The sequence below is a fragment of the Micromonospora sp. NPDC049204 genome, from assembly GCF_040647935.1.
Lineage (GTDB): Bacteria > Actinomycetota > Actinomycetes > Mycobacteriales > Micromonosporaceae > Micromonospora.
Window position 1 is genome coordinate 326,171 of record NZ_JBEZDC010000002.1, and the last position, 20,446, is coordinate 346,616.

The following is a 20,446-nucleotide window of genomic DNA, read 5'->3' on the forward strand; positions in this document are numbered from 1 at the left end:
TCCCCTCCCGGTGTCCGTTCGTCGCCGGCCGGCTTCTGACTGGGTACGGCCGCGGTGCGCGGCTCGTCGCGCTCGCTCACGCCGCCACCTCCGTCGTCTGCTGGGACGCCACGATCTCGGCGTACGTCGGGCAGGTCTCCAGCAGTTCCGCGTGTCGTCCCACTCCGACGACCCCTCCGTTCTCGAGAACGATGATCTGGTCGGCGTCGATGATCGTGGAGACCCGCTGGGCCACGATCACCACGGCGGACTGCGCGGTGATCGGCCGCAGGGCGGCTCTGAGCCGCGCGTCGGTGCCCAGGTCGAGCGCCGAGAACGAGTCGTCGAAGAGGTAGATCTCCGGCTGTCGGACCAGCGCCCGCGCGATGGCCAGGCGTTGCCGCTGCCCACCGGAGACGGTGGTGCCGCCCTGGGCGATCGGTGCGTCCAGCCCGCCGGGCATCTGGGCCACGAAGTCCCGGGCCTGGGCGATCTCCAGTGCCGCCCACAACTCCTCGTCGGTGGCGTCCGGGTTGCCGTAGCGCAGGTTGCTGGCGACCGTCCCGGTGAACAGGTACGGCCGCTGCGGCACCAGACCGATCCGCCGCCACAGCTCGTCCGGCGCCAGCTCACGCACGTCCACCCCGTCGACGAGCACCGCACCGGCGGTGACGTCGACCAGGCGGGGGATCAGCGACAGCAGGGTCGTCTTGCCCGCGCCGGTGCTGCCGATGATCGCCGTGGTGGTGCCCGGGGTGGCCCGGAAGGAGATGTCCCGCAGCACCGGCTCGACCGCGCCGGGGTACTGGAAGCGCACCCCGCGCAGCTCCAACTCGGCCCGGGTCGCCAACTCGCTGACCGGCTCGGCGGCGGGGACCACCGAGGAGTCGGTGTCCAGCACCTCGACGATCCGTTCGGCGCAGACCGCGGCCCGGGGCACCATCATCAGCATGAAGGTGGCCATCATCACGGCCATCAGGATCTGCATCAGGTATTGCAGGAACGCGGTGAGCGCGCCGACCTGGATCGCGTTGGCGTCCACCCGCTGGGCGCCGAACCACAGCACCGCCACGCTGGAGACGTTCAGCACCAGCATGACCACCGGGAAGATCAGCGCCATCAGCCGGCCGGTCCGCAGCGCGGTGGCGGTCAGGTCGGCGTTGGCGACGCCGAAGCGGTTCGTCTCGTACGGCTCGCGAACGAAGGCGCGGACGACCCGGATGCCGGTGATCTGCTCGCGCAGCACCCGGTTGACCGTGTCGATGCGGGTCTGCATCAGCCGGAACCCCGGCACCATCCGACGGATGATCGCGCCGAGCGTGACGGCCAGGACCGGCACGCTCACCAGCATCAGCCAGGAGAGCCCGACGTCCTCGCGTAGCGCCATCACCACGCCGCCGACGCTCATGATCGGCGCGGCGACCAGCATGGTGCAGCTCATCAGGACGAGCATCTGCACCTGTTGGACGTCGTTGGTGTTGCGGGTGATCAGCGAGGGTGCCCCGAACCGGGCCACCTCCCGGGCGGAGAAGCGGTTGACGTGCCCGAACAGCGTGGCCCGGACGTCCCGGCCGAAGCCCATCGCGATCCGTGCGCCCAGGTAGACCGCGGCGATCGAACAGACGATCTGGATCAGGCTGACCAGCAGCATCCACCCGCCGGTGTGCACGATGTAGTCGGTGTCGCCCCGCGCCACGCCCTTGTCGATGATGTCGGCGTTGAGGCTGGGCAGGTAGAGCGAGGCCATGGTGCCCACGAACTGGAGCAGCACCACCGCCAGCAACTGTCGTTGGTAGGTGCGCAGTTGGTTGCGCAACAGTCGGATCAGCACGCCGGGTCCTTCGGATCGGTAGGGCGGCCGGTCATCCGCGGGTCGTCCCCGCTGCCGATGACCTCTAGCAGGAACTCCCGGATCACCTGGGCCTTCGCCGGGTCGGCGTCGACCGAGGTGATGGGGCGTCCGGAGTGGATCATGGCCGTGAGTGCCGCCACCCGCTCCCGACCGGCAGGGGTGATCGCGAGTCGGATGCTGCGACGATCGCTGTCGTCGCGCTGCCGCTCGACCAGCCCGTCCCGGGCCAGCGTGTCCACGATGCCGGTCAGGGTCGCCGGGCGGACGAAGCCCATCTCGGCGACCTCCCGGTGGGGTAGCTCGCCGTGGCGGGCGAGCGTCATCAGGGTCACCATGCCGGCGTGGGTGAGACCGTGCTCCTCGGCGAGGTAGCGGTTCCAGCGCTGCTCGACGAGGTGCCCGGCCACCAGCAGCAGCCGGCCGAGCGGCACGTCCTGGAGGGTCACGATGTCCACGGTGAGCACCTTAGCTCCCTGATAGTCAGGGGCCAAACGAAATTACCGCGGCAGTGGCCACGAACACGATCTGCAGGACCGTGCGCTGTGGGAGCGGGGTCACCGGACGCCCGGCGAGGGTCAACCTCCGGTGGGCAGCCGAGACGTTGGCGGGGAACATCGCGAGCATGAGCAGGGCGAGCCCGGCCGCGGCCGGGCGGGCGGTCGCCGGGATCAGTAGCCCGACGGCGCCGGCCAGTTCGAGGACGCCGGTGACGGTCACCAGCAGAGCCGGGCGGGGTAGTCGGGGCGGGACCATCGCGATCAGGTCGGCGCGGCGCTGACCGACGAAGTGCGCGACGCCGGTCAGCACGAACAGCAGGGCCAACCCGACCCGCAGTGCGGGGTGCCAACCGTCCAGCGCGGAGATGCCAGCCAGGCCGGCCAGTCGGGCCAGCGCGCTGCCGGCGAGCAGAGCGATCAGGGGTGCCATCGGAATCCTCCTTCGCACAATCTTGTCGCTGGCAAGATTGCGTGACGAGGTAGCATCTTGTCAACGACAAGTTAGGATTCGGTCATGACTGAGACGCGCGGCTACCACCACGGCGACCTCCGTCGCGCGCTGCTCGCGGCCGCGCTCGACGCGATCGAGGAGGACGGGCAGGCCGCGCTGAGCCTGCGTGACCTGGCCCGTCGGGCTGGCGTCTCGCACGCCGCACCCGCGCACCACTTCGGCGACAAGGCCGGCCTGCGCACCGCGCTCGCCACCCAGGGCTTCGACCTGCTGGCCCAGGAGTTGACGGCGGCGGGGGACGACCTGCTGGCGGCCGGAGTCGCGTACGTCGACTTCGCCGTCCGACACCGCGCGCACTTCGAGCTGATGTTCCGGCCGGAGCTGTATCGGGCCGACGACCCCGAACTGGTCGCCGCGCGGGGCCGGGCCAGGGCCGCTCTGCGGGCGGGGGTGGCCTCGTTGCCCACCAACGGCACGCCCGCCGACACCGATCGGGACGCGCTCGCCGCCTGGTCGATCGCGCACGGCTTCGCGACCCTCTGGCTGGCCGGCGCCCTCCCGGACCGGGTGGGCGACAACCCCCGGGACGCGGCCCGCGAAGTCCTGAGCCGCCTAGCGCGCGAACCGTTCCAGCCGGACCAGCCGATTGCCGGAAAATGATCATCCACCGAGGGGTCATCGCGCATGATTCCCTCGCTCGCCCCGAGCAACGACCGCCGCTCTGCTCTCGGCACCGGCTCCGACAGCCACCGGGCGGGCGCGCCGAGGCGCCCGCCCGTCCGGGCAAGATCAGAGTGTTTGACCGACTCGGTCGACGACGGCAAGAGCCAGCGTGGCTGACGATCCCGCCGACCCACCCACCCCGAGGAAGGCGTAGGTCTCGGGATGGAAGACCAGCACGATCTGTCCCGGGCCGCCCGTCGACGACCAGGTGATCCCGATACCCGATCGGCCCGCGCCGTCCTTGGCGTGCTCCACAGCCCGCAGGCCCGGCGTCGCCGCCGCCGCCTCGTAGAGCGCCGCACGTGATCGAGGGCGTAGGTAGCCCTCGCTGAGGTAGTAGAGGAGGTCCTTGCCGGCAGCATTGGCGTCACCCGGTTCACCGCTGCGATTCTTCGTCAGGAAGGCCCGCATGGCGGCGGCGTCGGTGGGCATGTCGGCACGGTAGGCGGGCGTTGGAGTGCACTGCTCGGTCTCGCCCGGCACCACCTGGCCGCCCCTGGTCACCGCGGACCTTCCGTTCCGGCAACCGGGCAGGATGGTCTCCGTGCGGCCATCGGTAGCGGTCTCGATGATCAGACCGTCCCGGACTCCGTCCACCGACTGCCAACTCTCCCGGATCTCCGGCCCCTCCTGGCTGCGTGAGTAGACAAACTGATGTGGCCGGGGATTGACGTCGGGCAGCTCCAGCGCAGCGGCCGCCGCGTTCCGGAGAACCTGGGCCGCATCGGCCCGGGCGGCCGGCGTGCTGCCACCGAGCCGGTCCGGGGCAAGAACCAGTACGGCAGCCAGCGACGCAGCCACGCTGGCCGCCGCCACCCCGCTGAGCACGAGCCGCCAAACGGGCTGCCGCGAGCGAGGAGGCGCCGGAAGTACGATCGTCGTCACGGGTACGGAGGCCAGGGCGGTCATCTCGGTCGTCAGCCGGGCACGGGCCGGCTCCAACCGCTCGATGGTCGGCAGCCCGGTCTCGCCACCGAGTTGCTGGAGCAGCCGCATCTCATCCATTGCTCAGTGCCTCCTTGATAGTGCCGGCCGGTTCGCCGCCCAACCGCTCACGGAGCAGCCGGCGGGCTCGGTTGAGTCGTGATCGCACGGTGCCGACCGGAATCGTCAGAGCGGCGGCAACCTCGTCGTAGGTCAGGTCCTCCCACGCGACCAGCAACAACACGTCGCGGTCTCCGTCGGAGAGCACGGCCAACGCATCCAGAAGGAGTCGACGTAGCGATTGCGCGGTCACCACATTGGCGACCCGGTCGGCGTGCTCCGTCTCGCTCGTCGGGGGGACGTACGCCTGCCGTAGCCGGTACTCCCGTTCCTCATTGCGCCAGTGTTGGCTGACGATGTTGGCTGCGATCCCATACAGCCATGGCCGGGCGTTCGAGTGGGTGACGTCGAATCGATCCCGACGACGAAATCCCGCCAGAAACGTCTCGGCAACCAGGTCGTCCGCCGCCGGCACGCCGAGACGACGGGCCAGGTAACGATGGATGTGCGGCGCGTGTCGGTCGAAGATGACCGAGAAGATCTCTGGTTCCTGCACGGACCGGGCGATAATCGCTCCGTCCGCCATCGCACCGACATCGACATCTTTTGCTCGCCGCAGGTGCTTCATATAAAGCCTTTCGCGGAGCGGGATGGGTCACCTGTTATCCGCGTCCGGCGGCCAAACGGTTCATGGGCGGCGCGAGCAGCGCCGGCACGGCGCAGGCCGATCCCGCTCGCCGCGCAGCTCTCGGCACGCCCGCCCGGGCGTCGTTCATTGGAATGGTGGTGGTTTCGCCCATTGCCGCCCGTCGAACAAGGCGGCGCAACTCCATGGTGACGCGGGCGGGGCCGGGGTCACCAGCTCGTGGGCAGGGGCATTCCTTCGGTGAAGCCGGCGGCGCTCTGGACGCCGACGACCGCGCGTTCGTGGAACTGCGTCAGGTTTCGCGCGCCGGCATAGGTGAAGGCGCTGCGTACCCCGGCGATGATCTCGTCGATCAGGTCCTCGACGCCGGGTCGGACCGGGTCCAGGTACATCCGCGCCGAGGAGATGCCCTCCTCGAACACCGCCTTACGAGCCCGGTCGTAGGGACTGTCGTCGGCGGTACGGGCACTGACCGCCCGAGCCGACGCCATCCCGAAGCTCTCCTTGTACCGCCGACCGTCCGGCTCGGTGTAGAGGTCGCCGGGGGACTCGTAGGTGCCGGCGAACCACGAGCCGATCATCACGTTCGACGCGCCGGCGGCCAGCGCGAGCGCCACGTCGCGGGGGTGCCGTACGCCGCCGTCGGCCCAGACGTGCCGGCCCAGTTGCCGGGCCGCGGTCGCGCAGTCGAGCACGGCGGAGAACTGCGGCCGACCCACGCCGGTCATCATCCGGGTGGTGCACATCGCGCCCGGCCCGACGCCGACCTTGATGATGTCCGCCCCCGCCTCGACGAGGTCGCGTACCCCCTCGGCGGTGACCACGTTGCCGGCCGCGACCGGCACCCCCGGGTCCAGCTTCCGGACCGCCTGGAGCGCCGCGATCATCCGCGACTGGTGACCGTGCGCGGTGTCCACGACCAGCGTGTCCACCCCCGCCTCCAGCAGCGCGGCGGCCTTACCTGTCACGTCGCCGTTGATCCCGACGGCCGCCGCGATGCGCAGCCGGCCCCGGTCGTCCACGGCCGGCGTGTAGAGGGTGGCGCGCAACGCGCCCTGGCGAGTCAACACCCCGACCAGCCGACCGTCGGCGTCCACCACCGGGGCGAGTCGGCGACGGCCCGCGGAGAGCAGCTCGAAACCGGTACGCGGGTCGGCGTCCGCCGGGACGGTGTGCAGCTCGGTGGACATCACGTGGCGGAGTTGGGCGAACCGATCCACTCCCGTGGTGTCCGCCTCGGTGACCACGCCCAGCGGTCGGCCGGCGTCGTCGACGACGATCACTGCGGCGTGCGAGCGCTTGGGCAGCAGGTGGATGGCGTCACCCACGGTCTCCGTGGGACCCAGGGTGATGGGCGTGTCGTAGACCAGGTGCCGCTGCTTGACCCAGGCGACGACATTCGCCACCACCTCGATCGGGATGTCCTGCGGAATCACCGCGATCGCGCCCCGCCGGGCCACCGTCTCGGCCATCCGCCGGCCGGCGACCGCGGTCATGTTCGACACCACGAGCGGGATGGTGGTGCCGGTGCCGTCGCCGGTGGAGAGGTCGACGTCGAGCCGAGAGCCCAGGTCGGAGCGGGCCGGCGCCATGAAGACGTCGGTATAGGTCAGGTCGTGCGCGGGAGCCGCGCCGTGAAGGAACCGCACCCGGCAATCATTCCCGCTCGCGGTCCATTCCACCGCCGGTGGTCGCGGAAAACACTCGCATCGTCGTTGGTCCTGGTCCCGGTGGCCTCGTCGGTGCTCGCCACTGGGCCGGTCAGCCCGGCGGAAGTGCCACGGCGAGCCCGGCCGGGTACGAACCGGTCAGCCCAGCAGGAGTGCCACGGCGAGTCCGGCCATCACGACGGCGATGAGCGCGTCCAGCACCCGCCAGGCGGCGGGGCGGGCGAGCAGCGGCGCGAGGCGCTGCGCACCGACGCCGAGGGCGGTGAACCAGACCACACTGGCCAGGGCGGCGCCGGCGCCGAAGACCCACCGGTGCGGGTGTTGTTGGGCCACGCTGCCCAGGAGCAGCACGGTGTCCAGGTAGACGTGCGGGTTCAGGTAGGTGAAGGCGGCGCAGGCGAGCAGGGTCGCCCCCAACGTGGCCGGGGGCCGCTCGGTGGGCAGCAGGGCGCCCTGACGCAGGGCGCGGCGGGCGGCGAGCCCCGCGTAGCAGAGCAGGAAGGCCGCACCGCCCCAGCGGATCGCCATCAGCAGGCCCGGTCGGCCGGTCACCAGCGAACCGACCCCGGCCACTCCGGCCACGATCAGCAGTGCGTCCGACGCGGCGCAGGTCAGCACCACGGGTACGACGTGCTCGCGTCGCAGGCCCTGGCGCAGGACGAAGGCGTTCTGGGCGCCGATGGCGACGATGAGCGCGATGGAGATCGAGAAGCCGGCGACGGCGGAGGTGAGCACGACGTCGACGCTAGGACCGCGGGTGTCCACCAGTCCAACTAAAGATTCTGACGTAACTTAAGCTCAGCTGATGGACGGTCTCGACTCGGCGCAGCTGCGGACACTCGCGGCGGTGGTGGCAGAGGGCAGCTTCGACGCGGCGGCCCGGCTGCTGCACGTCACGCCGTCGGCGGTGAGCCAACGGATCAAGGCGCTGGAGGAGACTGTCGGCCAGGTGCTGGTCCGCCGCGCCCGTCCGTGCGTGGCAACCGACGCCGGTCGCCCGCTGCTGCGCCTGGCCGGCCAGCTCGCGCTGCTCGAACGGGAGGCGCTGACCGAGGCCCGCGGCCCGCTGGCCGGCGGTGGCCGGATCCGGGTCGCCGTGGTGGTCAACGCGGACTCGCTGGCCACCTGGTTTCCCGCCGCGCTGGCCCGGTTGCCGCAGCGGGCCGGGCTCTCGTTCGACCTGCGGCAGGACGATCAGGACCACACCGCCGAGCTGCTCCGCGACGGCTCGGTGACGGCGGCGGTCACCGCCCAACGGGAGGCCGTGCAGGGCTGCCGGGTGCTGCGGCTCGGGGCCATGCGCTACCGCGCGTTGGCCACCCCGGAATTCGCGGCCTCCCACTTCGCCGGAGGATTCACCGCAGCCGCGCTGGCGAGCACCCCGCTGGTGGTCTTCGACCGGAAGGACCGGGTGCAACACCGGTTCATCCGGGCGGTGGTCGGTCGACCGCTCGACCCGCCCGTGCACTACGTACCGTCGGTGCCGGCGTTCAGCGAGACGATCCGGCTCGGGTTGGGCTGGAGTCTGGTGCCGGAACAGATCGCCCAGGCCGACCTGACCGCCGGTCGTTGCGTCGACCTCGCGCCGGGCCGACACCTCGACGTTCCGCTGTACTGGCAACATTGGCGGCTGGAGTCGGACGTGCTGAACTCCCTGACCGCCGCCGTCCGAGCGGTCGCCGCCGAAGCCCTGCGCTGACCGCCCGCCGGGCGCTCAGGCGATGGTGCGGAGTCGGGCGCTCAGGCGATGGTGCAGATGGGGGCACCGGCGGTGATCACGGCGCCGACCTCGGCGCTGAGGCCGCTGACCGTACCCGCCTTGTGCGCGTGCAGCGGCTGCTCCATCTTCATCGCCTCCAGCACCACCACCAGGTCGCCCTCGGCCACGGTGTCGCCGTCGGCCACCGCGATCTTGACGATGGTGCCCTGCATCGGTGAGGTGAGCGCGTCGCCGCTGACCGGGGCACCGGCCTTGGCACCGCCGCCGCGCCGGGTCGGCTTGCGGGAGGCGGGTGCCGCGGTGGTCGTACTCCCGCCGAAGCCGGCGGGGAGGCTGACCTCGATGCGCTTGCCGCCCACCTCGACCACGACGGTGTCGCGTTCGGCCGGCGCCTCGGCGGCGCCGGCGGCGGCGGTGAACGGCGGCACGGTGTTGTGGAACTCCGTCTCGATCCACCTGGTGTGCACGGTGAACGGCTCCGCGGTGAACGCCTCGTCCCGCACCACCAGCCGGTGGAACGGCAGCGCGGTGGCCATCCCGTCGACGATCATCTCGTCCAGTGCGCGGCGGGCGCGTTCCAACGCCTCGGTCCGCGTCTCACCGACGATGATCACCTTGGCGAGCAGCGAGTCGAAGTTGCCGCCGATCACGTCGCCGGCCGAGATGCCGGTGTCCACCCGGACGCCCGGGCCGCTGGGCAGGCGCAGCGCGGTGACGGTGCCCGGGGCGGGCAGGAAGTTGCGGCCCGGGTCCTCGCCGTTGATCCGGAACTCGATGGCGTGCCCGCGCGGCGTCGGGTCCTCGGTGGTACGCAGCTTCTCGCCGTCGGCGATCCGGAACTGCTCGCGGACCAGGTCGATGCCGGCGGTCTCCTCGGTGACCGGGTGCTCGACCTGGAGCCGGGTGTTGACCTCCAGGAAGGAGATGGTGCCGTCCCGGCCGACCAGGTATTCGACAGTGCCGGCGCCGTGGTAGCCGGCTTCCCGGCAGATCGCCTTGGCGCTGTCGTGGATCTGTGCCCGCTGGGCGTCGGTGAGGAACGGCGCGGGGGCCTCCTCCACGAGCTTCTGGTGTCGACGTTGCAGCGAGCAGTCCCGGGTGCCCACCACGATCACGTTGCCGTGCTGGTCGGCGAGGACCTGCGCCTCGACGTGTCGGGGCTGGTCCAGGTAGCGCTCGACGAAGCACTCGCCCCGGCCGAACGCCGCGACCGCCTCCCGGGTGGCCGACTCGAAGAGCTGGGGGATCTCCTCCATCGTCCGGGCGACCTTGAGGCCGCGCCCGCCACCGCCGAAGGCGGCCTTGATGGCGACCGGCAGGCCGTGGTCGGCGGCGAACGCGATCACCTCGTCCGGGCTGGCCACCGGGTCCGGGGTGCCGGGGACCAGCGGCGCACCGGCGCGCTGGGCGATGTGCCGGGCGGTCACCTTGTCGCCCAGGTCGCGGATCGCCTGCGGGGTGGGGCCGATCCAGGTCAGCCCGGCGTCGATGACCGCCTGGGCGAAGTCGGCGTTCTCACTGAGAAAGCCATAACCCGGGTGTACGGCGTCCGCGCCGGCCCGTGCGGCGACGTCGAGCAGTTTGTCGATGCGCAGGTACGTGTCGGTCGCGCTGTCCCCGCCGAGCGCGTACGCCTCGTCCGCCAGGGTGGTGTGCAGGGCCTCGCGGTCGGAGTCCGCGTACACGGCGACGCTGCCCAAGCCGGCGTCGCGGCACGCACGGATCACCCGGACGGCGATCTCGCCGCGGTTGGCGATAAGTACCTTGCGCACCTTCGTGGCTCCTCCCCGGCAGGTTACTGACGGGGAGTGTATCGGCCGCCCCGGTCACCCTAACGATCGCTCAGTGTGGAATGCGGCACTCACCATAGTCAAACTTGGCTATTACGCTTGTCGGGTGTCTGCGACTCGAATGATGATCCTCGGTCTGGTGCGGTGGATGCAGCCCGTGCACGGCTACGACGTGCGCCGCGAGCTGTTGAGCTGGAGCGCCGACAAGTGGGCGAACGTGCAGCCCGGTTCGATCTACCACGCGTTGCGCAAGCTCACCGAGGAAGGGCTGCTCCGAGCCGTCGCCACCGAGCAGGTGGGATCCCGTCCGGCCCGCACCACCTACGAGGTGACCCCGAAGGGTGAGGACGAGTTCGAGACGCTGCTGCGCAACCTCTGGTGGAACCTCGGCGAGCAGTCCGACCCCTTCGCGGTGGCCTTCTCCTTCCTGCCCGCCCTGCCGCGCGACGAGGCCGCGGCGGCCCTGCGCAACCGGGCCAATCTGCTGCGCGCCGGTGTCGAGTCGATGCGCGCCTCCCTGGAGTCGGACTGGGTGCGTAACCGCAAGCCGGTGCACGTGGGTTGGATGTTCGAGCTGTGGGCGGCGCGGGCGGAGGCGGAGATGGGGTGGTGCGACCGGATCGCCGAGCGGATCGACTCCGGAGTGTCGTACCTGCCTGCTGAGCTGGCGGACGTCGAGGGTTGGTCGGGGTGGAAGGGACGTCCCGAGTCGACGCCTCCGACGCAGGCGTAATAATCAACGTTGACTACAAGAGTTATATCGCGTTAGCCTGCTGGTGGCACAGCGGGGGAGTGCGCCGTCCGGCGTCGTCCCACTCCGACGGCCGGCGCGGCCGGCCCGAACGACCAGGAGCAAAAATGATCGAGACCAGGGGGCTGCGGAAGTCGTTCCGCTCCCGCGCGGGTCGAGAGACGAAGACGGTGGACGCCGTGCGCGGCGTCAACCTCGAGGTCGCCGAGGGCGAGATCTTCGGCTTCCTCGGCCCCAACGGCGCCGGCAAGACCACCACGCTGCGGATGCTCGCCACGCTGATCGAGCCGGACGGCGGCGAGGCCACCATCGCCGGGGCCGACCTGCGCAAGGACCCGGCCGAGGTGCGTCGGCGGATCGGCTACGTCCCGCAGGGCGGCAGCACCTGGGACGAGTCCACCGCTCGCGACGAGCTGGTCCTGCATGCCCGCATGTATGGCATCGGCAAGGCCGACGCGCAGCGCCGCGCCGTCCGCGCGCTGGAGGCCTTCCAGCTCACCGAGTACGCGGACCGCAAGTGCAAGACCTACTCCGGTGGTCAGCGTCGGCGGGTCGAGATCGCGCTGGGCATCATCCACGAGCCGAAGATCGTCTTCCTGGACGAGCCGACCACCGGCCTCGACCCACAGAGCCGTGCGCACATGTGGGACGAGATCCGGCGGCTACGCCGGGACGGGATGACCGTCTTCATCACCACGCACTACCTGGACGAGGCCGACGCCCTCTGCGACCGGATCGCGATCATGGACAACGGCGAGGTCGTCGCCGAGGGCACGCCGGCCGAGCTCAAGCGCGAGATCTCCGGCGACGTGGTGCTTGTCGGTCTCGACCTGGCCGCCACCCCGCAGGCAGCCCAGGTGCTCGACGCCGAGCCGTACGTCAACAAGCTGGAGACCATCGACGAGGGCGGCCTACGCCTCTACGTCGACGAGGGCGCCGTCGCCATCCCGCAGGTGCTGCGCAGGCTCGACCACGCCGGGCTTGACCTGCGCTCGATCGAGCTGCACCGACCCAGCCTGGACGACGTCTTCCTCACCAAGACCGGTCGCTCGCTGCGCGAGTCCTGACAACCCGGAGATCACTCATGAAATTCGCCCGTGACACCTGGCTGATCTTCCAACGCCAGACTCAACTCCTGCTGCGCAACCCGGTCTGGGTCTTCGTCGGCGTGTTCCAGCCGGTCATGTACCTGCTGCTCTTCGCCCCGCTGCTCAAGCCCGCGCTGAACGCGCCCACCCAGGCCGCCGCCTACAAGATCTTCGTACCCGGTCTGTTGGTGCTGCTGGCGATCTTCGGCGGGCTGTTCCAGGGCTTCGGCCTGATCGCCGAGCTGCGCGCCGGCGTCATCGAACGCTCCCGGGTCACCCCGATCAGCCGACTCGCCCTGCTGCTCGGTCGCTCGCTGCGCGACGTTGTGTCGCTCGTCGTGCAGGCGATCATCATCACCCTGCTGGCGCTCCTGTTCGACCTGCGGGTGTTCATCGGGGACCTGCTGCTGGCGTACCTGATGCTCGCCCTGATCGCCCTCATGACCTCGGCCGTCTCCTACGGCGTCGCTCTCAAGGTCAAGAGCGAGGACGCCCTGGCCCCCCTGATGAACACCGTGGCGCAGCCGGTGCTGCTGCTCTCCGGCATCCTGCTGCCGCTCACCTTCGCACCGGGCTGGTTGCAGGGCATCGCCAACTGGAACCCGTTCTCCTGGGCTGTCGACGGCACCCGGGCGCTGTTCGCCGGTGACCTGGGCAGCGACAAGGTCTGGCAGGGCCTGAGCATCACGGCGGTCCTCGCCGCGCTGGGCGTCTACTGGGCCGCCCGCCAGTTCGCCCGCAGCGTCCGCTGACCCGACCTGGACTCGACCAGCCTCGGCTGGTCGAGTCCACGGCGCCCTGGACTGGTCGACCCGGGGGCGCACCGGTCTGGTCGACTCGGCGGCGCCCCGCCCTGGTCGGCTCGGAGCCTTGGCGTGATCGGCCGGCGGCGGCGGTTGGCTTGATCGACTCGGTTTCCTGGGAGTCGGGGTGTCCTACCGGGTGGGATGCCGCGACTTCCAGGAACTCGAGAGGATCAGAGCCGGCCGGGCGTTGGCCGTCAGCGCACCCGGGCGAGAGTGAGGCCGTCCGCGATCGGCAGCATCACCGGATCCACCCGCACGTCGGCCATCACCTCGTCGTTGAAGGCGGCCATCGCCCGGTCGCCCTCGTCCTGCGGCGCGACGATCCGACCGCCACGCAGGACGTTGTCGACCGCGATCACCCCACCGGGCCGCATCCGAGGCACCAACTCGGCCCAGTAGACCGGGTAACCCGTCTTGTCGGCGTCGATGAACGCGAAGTCCAGGTAGCGCTCGTGCGGCAACTCCCGCAACGTCTCCCCGGCCGGGCCGATGCGCAGCTCGATCCGGTCCTGCACGCCGGCCCGAGCCCAGTAGCGCCGGGCGATGCCGGTGAACTCCTCGGAGATGTCGAAGCAGGTCAGCCGCCCACCCTCGGGCAACCCGCGGGCGATCGCCAGCGACGAGAGCCCGGTGAACGTGCCAATCTCGACAGCCTGCCGTACGTCGAGTAGCCGGGTGAGGAACGTCAGAAAGGCGGCCTGCTCGGGCGCCACCTGCATGGTGGCGTGTTCTGGCAGCACCGACCGGGTCTCCTCGGCCAGGTCCCGAATGATCTCGTCCGGCGGGGAGCCGTGGGCGACCAGGTAGGAGTGCAGTTCGTCAGTCAGCGGGATCGACTTGGTGGTCATGAGCGGACGTTACCGACCGACTCGACCGACTGGCCCCCGGGCGCGACCTTCGTCCACAGGTCGGTGATCCGTAGGTCGAGTTCCGCGAGGAGTCGACGCAGCAGCGGCATCGACAGCCCGACCACAGTGCCCGGGTCACCCTCGATCCGCTCCACGAACGGCCCGCCCAACCCGTCGATCGTGAACGCGCCGGCCACCGCCAGCGGCTCGCCACTCGCCACGTACGCGGCGATCTCGTCGTCGCTGATGTCCGCGAAGTGGACAGTGGTCGAGGCGACCGCCTCCGCGCGCCGCCCGGCGGAAACGTCGATGAGGCAGTGCCCACTGTGCAGGACGCCGCTGCGCCCCCGCATCCGCAGCCACCGCCCGGTGGCGTCCGCCGGGTCCGTAGGCTTGCCGAGGATCTTCCCGTCGAACGCGAGCACCGAGTCGCAGCCGATCACCAGCGTCCGCTGGCCGGCGCCAGGGCTCAGCCGGGTCAACACCGCCTGCGCCTTGAGCCGCGCCAACTCCAGGCACAACTCCTCAGCCCGATCGGTCACCACCAGCGACTCATCCACCCCGCTGACCAGCACATCTGGCTCAATTCCAGCAGCCTGGAGGATCTTGCGACGGGCAGGGCTCGCCGAGGCGAGCACAAGGCGGAGCGGCAGAGTTTCGGGCACCCGTCCGACGTTACCGGCAACCACCCCCACAACGCCTCCCACCACGCACCGACCCACGCGACCGGACGCACGCACCGACCCACGCACCGCCGGGCGTGATCGACTCGCCCTCGTTGATACCGGGCTGTCCCACCGCCCCGGACACCGCAACATCAAGGAACCCGAGTCGATCGCCGCGCTGTCGCCCAATCAGCGACTAATCCTGGGCGGCGGATCATCGCCGCGCCGGCGGCGCCGCGCCACCGCCGCCCATCCGACCCCCGCAGCCAAGATCACCCCAAGCGTGACCAGGCCACGCGCGGTCGCGCCACCCTCGTCGTCACCCGGCTGGGCAGCAGCCGTCGTCGGGCCAGCCGACGCGTTCACAGATTCAAACCCCAGCGGCGGTACGTCCGCCGTCAGCGCCGCCACCAGATCGATCACGCCGTAGCCGTACTCGTCGTCACGCCCAGGCGCGCCCTTGTCGATCGCCGTCGCCGTGAGCCGGTGCGCCACCTCGCGCGCGGGCAGGTACGGGTACTTGGACCGGATCAACGCAGCCGCCCCCGCCACGATCGCCGTGGCGTCAGAGGTCCCAGTGCCTTTGCGGTACTTGCCATCGATGCTCGTGCTGTAGATATCGACCGCAGGCGCAACCACATCAATCTCCGGCCCAGTCACCGAAACGGCAGCGCGGTTCCCGTCTCGATCGACTCCGCCGACAGCGATAACCCCATCTTCGGATGCGGGATAACCAACTGCGGCGTCCTGTGGATGATTGCCGGCGGAGGCCACCACTACTACATCCGCCGCGAGTGCTGTCTTAATAGATTGTTGTAGTGGAATCCCCGCACCGCCCACTGAAGATATGCTAATAATGTCAGCCCCATTGCGGACGGCAAAGCTGATGCCGGCAGCCAGTTTATCGGGTTCTCCCTGACCGTCGGCGGGCGTATCTCGAATGGGCAATATGTGAGCGTCTGGGGCTATGCCTAGGGCGCCCATTGTAGGTCCCTGGCCATGTGCGGCAATTAATCCGGCCATGCCTGTACCGTGACTGTTCTGGTCATTCTGGCCGTCGCCGCCACCGATGACGTCAGTTCCTGGAAGGAGGTTTCTGTGAAGGTCGGGGTGCGGTTGAACGCCGGTATCCGGGACTGCGACGATCACTCCCGCCCCTCGCGAGATGCGTTGTGCATCGGAGGCTTTGAGATACTGGAGGTGCCATTGGTCAGACCGGACGCGCTCCATATCACCAGGGGAGTATTGTGGATAGTGATCCCTCCCCTGCGTGGGGAAAGTTGTAGAAAGCGTTACCAATAGGCTGACCGCAGATAACCTGGAAGCCTGTCTGGTTAATCTCATTACCTATCGAAGCCGATAGCAGGGCCAGGGTCATGTGGGCCGTGTTCTTCAGGGGGGCGGACGATAGGGTCTACCCCCTGATCAGTCTCCCAAGGATGGTCGGCGTCCCAGCCGCGTCGTCCTTCGTCCTGTCCGTTCCTACTGGGGCGGCCAAACGAGTAGCCAGGGCCCGGACTGGAGGTGGTAGTGCCATTGAAGCCGGGAGCGCCACCGATCGGCGGCAACTGCTGTCCTCCGGCTAGGCTCCGACCTCCGCCCGGGCGCGAGCCCGCCCCTCCGGTCGGCGTAGTCCCGGCGCCACCGCCTCCGATTACACCGCCGATCGGATTTACTCTTCTTGTTGGGGCGGAGCCGTCCACGGGCTGACTGAATCCGAGGTTGGGTGCACCACCAATAAGGCCATTCGGCGGTATTGATCGTACCGTTGGAGGCGGTGTATGCGAGACACCCTTGTTGTTTCCGTTGAATGGCCGACCAGTGGTTGCAGATGTTTTGCCCAAAGCTGGGTTCGGGGAATGAGCTATCGACCCCGGCGGCAGCGCGGCGGGCGGCCCGATGCCGGCCGCTGGAGTTGGCATTCCAGCCGCAGCTACTCCAGCGTTCGCCGGAGGCGGCGCGACTCCGGAGTTGGTGCCGCCAAGTACCGGTCCCATCACGGGGGCCGCCTGGGCCGATTGCTTGCCATTTGAGGAACTAGGCCGGGTTGAACGGGGAGGCGCGCCAACGGCCATGGGCATCGGCAGAATTGGAGGGATTGTAGGTGCGGCGTTGTCATAAGCGTCAGGGCTTGAGGGGTCCCGTCTTGGGCGTGGTGGTGCTGCTGGTGGTTTTTGTAGGGTTGCTTGGGCTTGTTGGAGTTCGCCGCTGAGGTTGAACATCGCCGCTCGTGCCTGAACGTTGAGCCGTTCCAGGTCCGCATCACTGACGGGCGATTCGGTGACCCGGTTGCCCATCACCGCTTTCGGGTCGGCGGCCATCGACTCGTACGCCTGCTTCTTCTGGGACTTGGTCGCGTACTCCTCGTGGATCTTGCGGAGCGCGGCGCGGGTGGTGCCGATGGCCTGGGTGGCGGCGGACAGGGCGGTGTAGTTCGCGGCGGCGGCGTTGTGGGTGCGTTGCACCTTGTCGATCAGGTCGTCGAGTTCGGCGAGGTAGGTGCTGGAGGCGGCGCTGGTTTCGGGTGGCCACGCCTCGGCGAGCCCGCGCCGGTATTCCTGGAGGCGGCTGAGGTGGGTCTGCGCCAGGTCGCAGACCTTGCGCCAGCCGGCGACCTGCTTCCAGTGGTTGTCGGTCTCGTGGTCCTGGAGGCAGGCCCACATGCTGTTGACGTCCATCAGGTGCCAGTCGGTGAGGCCGGAGGTGCGGCCGGAGTCCCGTTTGATCATGGCAGCACCACCGGCCCTTCGGTGTCGGCGTCGGGGCCGGTCGGGTCGGTCAGCATGGGTGTCGGGCCGCCGGGCAGCATGCTGGTCGGGTCGGCGAGGGCCTGTCGTACGTCCACCACGCGCGCGGCGGTGAAGGCGTCGCTGTCGGCGTACCGGGTGGCGACCTGATCGGCGGCGGCGGCCAGGTGGCCGGTGGCGCCGCGGACGGCGTAGACCATGTCGGCGGTGGCCTGTTGCGTCTCGTGGTGCGCGTGTAGGAACGTGACCAGCTCGACGAAGGCGTCGCACGGGTTGGGTAGCCGCGCGGACATGTCTTCGGCGATGTACGGAAGGTGCGGCGCGTAGTTGCTCTCGACCTCGGCGGCGAGCCGGTCGGCGAACTCTCTGAGCTGGCTGATGTCGGCCTCGATGCCACCGTAGCCGTGCAGCCAGGGCGCTGGCCGGTCCTCGTCGGGGATCACGGGTCCTCCCTCGCTGTCACGGCACCGTCTCCCTGAGTGAGGGTAACGTCTGCACGCACCGCTGGCAGCCCCCGTCCGAAGGGTCGGTTCAGCGAGGCAGGCCGGCGGCGCGCCACCCACCGGAGCTGGAGGGCCGACCGCTGCGTGCCCAGGCGGACGCGGTCGTCGGCGTGGGCGCGGCGGCTGGGCGGGATCGCACGATGATCGCCCCTACCAGGGCGGCCAACTCCTCCGCGGTGGGCACGCCCCGGACGACCCGGAACAGCGGCTCTTCGGCAGACATGACGCCAGGGTACGCGGCGCGAAGTTACCGGAAGCGCACAGTGGCGTGCCGGCGGTGTGAGCGTCGGTGGGTCCGGGTACCGTCTCACCGATGTCGAACGCGCTTCCCCAACTTGTCGCTGACCGATACCGGCTTCTGACGCCGCTCGGCCAGGGTGGCATGGGCCGGGTGTGGAAGGCGCGCGACGAGGTGTTGCACCGGGACGTCGCCATCAAGGAATTGGTGCCGCCGCCGGGTCTCACCGACGAGGAGCGCCGGGAGATGCGTGAGCGCTCCCTGCGGGAGGCGCGGGCCATCGCCCGGCTCAACCACTCGAACGTCGTCCGCATCTTCGACGTGCTGCGCACCGACGGTGATCCGTGGATCGTCATGGAGTACGTGGCGTCGAAGTCGTTGCAGGACACTCTCGCCGAAGACGGTCCCGTGTCGGTGGCCCGCACGGTGGAGATCGGCCTCGGCGTGCTGGGCGCGCTCAGTGCCGCGCACAAGGCGGGCGTCATGCACCGCGACGTCAAGCCCGGCAACGTGCTGCTGGGCGAGGACGGCCGCGTGGTACTGACCGATTTCGGTCTCGCCACGATCCCGGGTGACCCGAACGTGACCCGCACCGGCATGGTGCTCGGCTCACCCGCGTACATCTCGCCGGAGCGGGCCCGCGACGGCACCGCCGGTCCGGAGGCCGACCTGTGGTCGTTGGGCGCGACGCTCTACGCGGCGGTCGAGGGTAAGTCGCCCTACGCCCGCCCGTCGGCGATCGGCACCCTCGCGGCGCTGGCGACCGAGCCGATTCCGCCGCCGAAGAACGCCGGTCCGCTCAAGGCTGTGCTCAACGGGCTGCTCCGCAAGGATCCGCACGAGCGGATCACCGCCGAGGTGGCGGAACGCCTGCTGCGCCGCGCCGGTGGCAAGCGTGCGCGCGGGATCTCACTGCTGGATGGCGTACGCCGGCCGGGGCCGAACGGCCCGCGCGAGCCGCGCCCGCCGCACGTCCCCGCCCCGCGGCCGGCCGAGAGTGCCGACCGGCCGGTGTCACCGCCGCCGGCCGCTACCTCCGCTGTTGCCGCGACCACCTCCGCCGATGCCACGCCGACGACAGTCGTTCCCTCCGGCGAGCATTCCGACCCGACGGCACCGGTGCCAGCCGACCCGACCGCGGTGGTGCCGGCCGAGCCGACCGCCACGATCGACAGCCCGTCCGATGCCGACCCGACCGCGAAGGTCACGGCCACGGCCGACACGACCGGCGACGGTACGACGAGCGTCGGCGACGGTACGGCGAACGTCGACGACGAACCGACTGTGGTCGACGGACCGCCGGTGGCCCCGGAGCAGCGCAAGCCGACGACGCCGACGTCGCTGATGCCGCCGTTGAGTCCGGCCGGGCGTGCGGCGGTCCCGCCGTCGGACGGCACGAAGCCGAACAACACCCGACGCAACGTGCTGATCGGGGCGCTTGTGGCCCTGCTGCTGATCGGCCTCGTGGTGATCGTGCCGATGCTCACCAAGGGCGACGACAACGAGACCCCGCAGGCCGGCCCGACGACCGGTGCTGCCGCGACGTCGGCGCCGGCGCAGTCCTCGGCTCCGGCGGCGCCTCCGCCCACCACGGGCGCACCGAGTGCGTCGCCCTCGGCCACGCCGTCGACCGACCCGAACGCGCTGCCGGCGGGTTGGAAGCTGTACGAGGGGCCGACCCTCTCCATTCCGCTCCCACCCGGCTGGAGCGGCCGTCAGACCAGCTCGGACACGGCCGTTTTCAACCAGTCCGGCGGGCCTGGCAAGATGCTGGTCCAGTGGACCTCCAGCCCGGAGAAGGACGCGGTCGCCGACTGGAAGGAGAAGGAACCGTACCGCAAGGGCCTGGTCAAGAACTATCAGTTGGTGGGCAGCATCAAGGCCTGCGACTGGTACCGGACCTGCGCCGACTGGGAGTGGCTGGAGACCCGGGACGGCACCCGCATCTATGTGCGCAACCGGGGCTTCGTAACCGCCACCAACCGGGGTTACGCCATCCGGTGGGAGATCGCGGAGAAGGACTGGCAGGCCAACCTCGCCAACTTCGACCAGATCGTCAAGGGCTTCAAGCCCGATCGGGTCAACTGACAGGCGTTCCGCACCTGCGCGAACCTCTCTCGCATGTTCTTGCGTCGTTCGGGGTATCTGATCTCCAACGACGGAGGGAGGTGCGACATGGGTTACCGATACAGGAACGCCCGGCCCCGGCTGGCACTGTGGATGCTCGTCGCACTCGGCGATGTGGCACTGCTGCTGATCAGCATTGGGCTTCCGGTACTCGTCGCGTTGTTCGGCGTCGTTGCCATCACCGTTGGTGCGGTGGGCGTCCGGCGGCTCAGCCGGCGGGACGCGCTGGTCCGCGAGGATGCTCAGGTGATGGTGCCGGCGTTGAGCCGACGGCGGGTCTGACCCGTACCCGGTGGGTGGCGGCAGCCGGACCGATTGTCAACCAGGTGGTGACCGTCGATCCCGCTGCCGCCAACGGCCC

Annotated in this window: 21 protein-coding genes; 7 read left to right on the top strand and 14 right to left on the bottom strand. The window is 70.0% G+C overall.

Annotated features, from left to right (window positions below; all coding sequences use genetic code 11):
• Positions 1-76: 76 nt before the first annotated feature.
• From AB0A90_RS04520 to AB0A90_RS04530, 3 genes are read right to left on the bottom strand one after another with little or no spacing between them, the layout of a single operon-like run.
• The gene (locus AB0A90_RS04520; RefSeq protein WP_357241530.1) at positions 77-1,810 is read right to left on the bottom strand and encodes an ABC transporter ATP-binding protein; all 1,734 of its coding nucleotides are present in this window, start codon (positions 1,808-1,810) and stop codon (positions 77-79) included.
• Positions 1,804-2,286 carry a MarR family winged helix-turn-helix transcriptional regulator gene (locus AB0A90_RS04525; protein ID WP_357241533.1) on the bottom strand — a complete coding sequence of 161 codons (483 nt, stop codon included), beginning with the start codon at positions 2,284-2,286 and terminating at the stop codon, positions 1,804-1,806. Before AB0A90_RS04525 ends, AB0A90_RS04520 begins: the two co-directional genes overlap by 7 nt.
• Before the next feature lie 25 nt (positions 2,287-2,311).
• Positions 2,312-2,758: a DoxX family membrane protein gene (locus tag AB0A90_RS04530; RefSeq protein ID WP_357241536.1), complete on the bottom strand. Its 447-nt coding sequence runs from the start codon at positions 2,756-2,758 to the stop codon at positions 2,312-2,314.
• Positions 2,759-2,842: 84 nt separating this feature from the next.
• On the opposite strand from AB0A90_RS04530, the gene AB0A90_RS04535 reads away from it, so the two are divergent.
• Entirely contained in the window at positions 2,843-3,439 is a 597-nt protein-coding gene (locus AB0A90_RS04535) for a TetR/AcrR family transcriptional regulator (RefSeq protein ID WP_357241539.1), read from the top strand.
• A 129-nt stretch (positions 3,440-3,568) separates the two neighbouring features.
• Here the strand turns inward: AB0A90_RS04535 and AB0A90_RS04540 are convergent, their stop codons facing one another.
• The 4 genes from AB0A90_RS04540 to AB0A90_RS04555 form a co-directional block, all read right to left on the bottom strand.
• Complete coding sequence (locus tag AB0A90_RS04540; protein WP_357241542.1) at positions 3,569-4,507, bottom strand: CU044_5270 family protein; 939 nt, start codon at positions 4,505-4,507, stop codon at positions 3,569-3,571.
• On the bottom strand, positions 4,500-5,114 hold the full coding sequence (locus AB0A90_RS04545; protein WP_357241545.1) for an RNA polymerase sigma factor: 615 nt from the start codon (positions 5,112-5,114) through the stop codon (positions 4,500-4,502). Before AB0A90_RS04545 ends, AB0A90_RS04540 begins: the two co-directional genes overlap by 8 nt.
• Positions 5,115-5,341: 227 nt before the next feature.
• The gene (locus AB0A90_RS04550; RefSeq protein ID WP_357241549.1) at positions 5,342-6,781 is read right to left on the bottom strand and encodes a GuaB1 family IMP dehydrogenase-related protein; all 1,440 of its coding nucleotides are present in this window, start codon (positions 6,779-6,781) and stop codon (positions 5,342-5,344) included.
• 159 nt (positions 6,782-6,940) lie between these two features.
• The gene (locus AB0A90_RS04555) at positions 6,941-7,537 is read right to left on the bottom strand and encodes a LysE/ArgO family amino acid transporter (protein WP_357241552.1); all 597 of its coding nucleotides are present in this window, start codon (positions 7,535-7,537) and stop codon (positions 6,941-6,943) included.
• A 70-nt stretch (positions 7,538-7,607) separates the two neighbouring features.
• Between AB0A90_RS04555 and AB0A90_RS04560 the strand changes: the two genes are divergently transcribed.
• Positions 7,608-8,501: a LysR family transcriptional regulator ArgP gene (locus AB0A90_RS04560; protein ID WP_357241555.1), complete on the top strand. Its 894-nt coding sequence runs from the start codon at positions 7,608-7,610 to the stop codon at positions 8,499-8,501.
• A gap of 41 nt (positions 8,502-8,542) precedes the next feature.
• On the opposite strand, the gene AB0A90_RS04565 is transcribed toward AB0A90_RS04560, so the two are convergent.
• The gene (locus AB0A90_RS04565; protein ID WP_357241558.1) at positions 8,543-10,294 is read right to left on the bottom strand and encodes a biotin carboxylase N-terminal domain-containing protein; all 1,752 of its coding nucleotides are present in this window, start codon (positions 10,292-10,294) and stop codon (positions 8,543-8,545) included.
• 139 nt (positions 10,295-10,433) lie between these two features.
• On the opposite strand from AB0A90_RS04565, the gene AB0A90_RS04570 reads away from it, so the two are divergent.
• From AB0A90_RS04570 to AB0A90_RS04580, 3 genes are all read left to right on the top strand, one after another.
• Positions 10,434-11,045 (top strand): PadR family transcriptional regulator, encoded by a 612-nt coding sequence (locus tag AB0A90_RS04570; RefSeq protein WP_357242382.1) that lies wholly within the window; start codon positions 10,434-10,436, stop codon positions 11,043-11,045.
• Between the two features lie 125 nt (positions 11,046-11,170).
• Positions 11,171-12,130 carry an ATP-binding cassette domain-containing protein gene (locus AB0A90_RS04575; protein ID WP_357241561.1) on the top strand — a complete coding sequence of 320 codons (960 nt, stop codon included), beginning with the start codon at positions 11,171-11,173 and terminating at the stop codon, positions 12,128-12,130.
• 17 nt (positions 12,131-12,147) lie between these two features.
• Positions 12,148-12,903, top strand: coding sequence for an ABC transporter permease (locus tag AB0A90_RS04580; protein ID WP_357241564.1), 756 nt, complete (start codon positions 12,148-12,150; stop codon positions 12,901-12,903).
• Positions 12,904-13,151: 248 nt separating this feature from the next.
• Here AB0A90_RS04580 and AB0A90_RS04585 read toward each other — a convergent pair whose 3' ends face one another.
• The 6 genes from AB0A90_RS04585 to AB0A90_RS04610 all read right to left on the bottom strand — a co-directional run bounded on the left by AB0A90_RS04585 (position 13,152) and on the right by AB0A90_RS04610 (position 17,943).
• Positions 13,152-13,805 (bottom strand): O-methyltransferase, encoded by a 654-nt coding sequence (locus AB0A90_RS04585; protein WP_357241566.1) that lies wholly within the window; start codon positions 13,803-13,805, stop codon positions 13,152-13,154.
• A complete protein-coding gene (locus AB0A90_RS04590; protein ID WP_357241569.1) occupies positions 13,802-14,470 on the bottom strand; it encodes a Maf family protein in 669 nt (222 codons plus the stop codon). Before AB0A90_RS04590 ends, AB0A90_RS04585 begins: the two co-directional genes overlap by 4 nt.
• 189 nt (positions 14,471-14,659) lie before the next feature.
• Positions 14,660-15,814, bottom strand: a complete 1,155-nt coding sequence (gene mycP / locus AB0A90_RS04595; protein ID WP_357241572.1) for a type VII secretion-associated serine protease mycosin — start codon at positions 15,812-15,814, stop codon at positions 14,660-14,662.
• Entirely contained in the window at positions 15,814-17,199 is a 1,386-nt protein-coding gene (locus tag AB0A90_RS04600) for a hypothetical protein (RefSeq protein ID WP_357241575.1), read from the bottom strand. Before AB0A90_RS04600 ends, mycP begins: the two co-directional genes overlap by 1 nt.
• Positions 17,196-17,660 (bottom strand): hypothetical protein, encoded by a 465-nt coding sequence (locus AB0A90_RS04605; RefSeq protein ID WP_357241578.1) that lies wholly within the window; start codon positions 17,658-17,660, stop codon positions 17,196-17,198. The genes AB0A90_RS04600 and AB0A90_RS04605 overlap by 4 nt, the downstream gene beginning before the upstream one ends.
• An 88-nt stretch (positions 17,661-17,748) precedes the next feature.
• Positions 17,749-17,943, bottom strand: coding sequence for an acyl-CoA carboxylase subunit epsilon (locus AB0A90_RS04610; protein ID WP_357241581.1), 195 nt, complete (start codon positions 17,941-17,943; stop codon positions 17,749-17,751).
• Positions 17,944-18,033: 90 nt separating this feature from the next.
• Here AB0A90_RS04610 and AB0A90_RS04615 point away from each other — a divergent pair, with 90 nt between their 5' ends.
• Both AB0A90_RS04615 and AB0A90_RS04620 read left to right on the top strand, forming a co-directional pair.
• Complete coding sequence (locus tag AB0A90_RS04615; RefSeq protein WP_357241584.1) at positions 18,034-20,046, top strand: protein kinase; 2,013 nt, start codon at positions 18,034-18,036, stop codon at positions 20,044-20,046.
• Between the two features lie 87 nt (positions 20,047-20,133).
• Positions 20,134-20,367 (top strand): hypothetical protein, encoded by a 234-nt coding sequence (locus AB0A90_RS04620; protein WP_357241587.1) that lies wholly within the window; start codon positions 20,134-20,136, stop codon positions 20,365-20,367.
• Positions 20,368-20,446 lie beyond the last annotated feature (79 nt).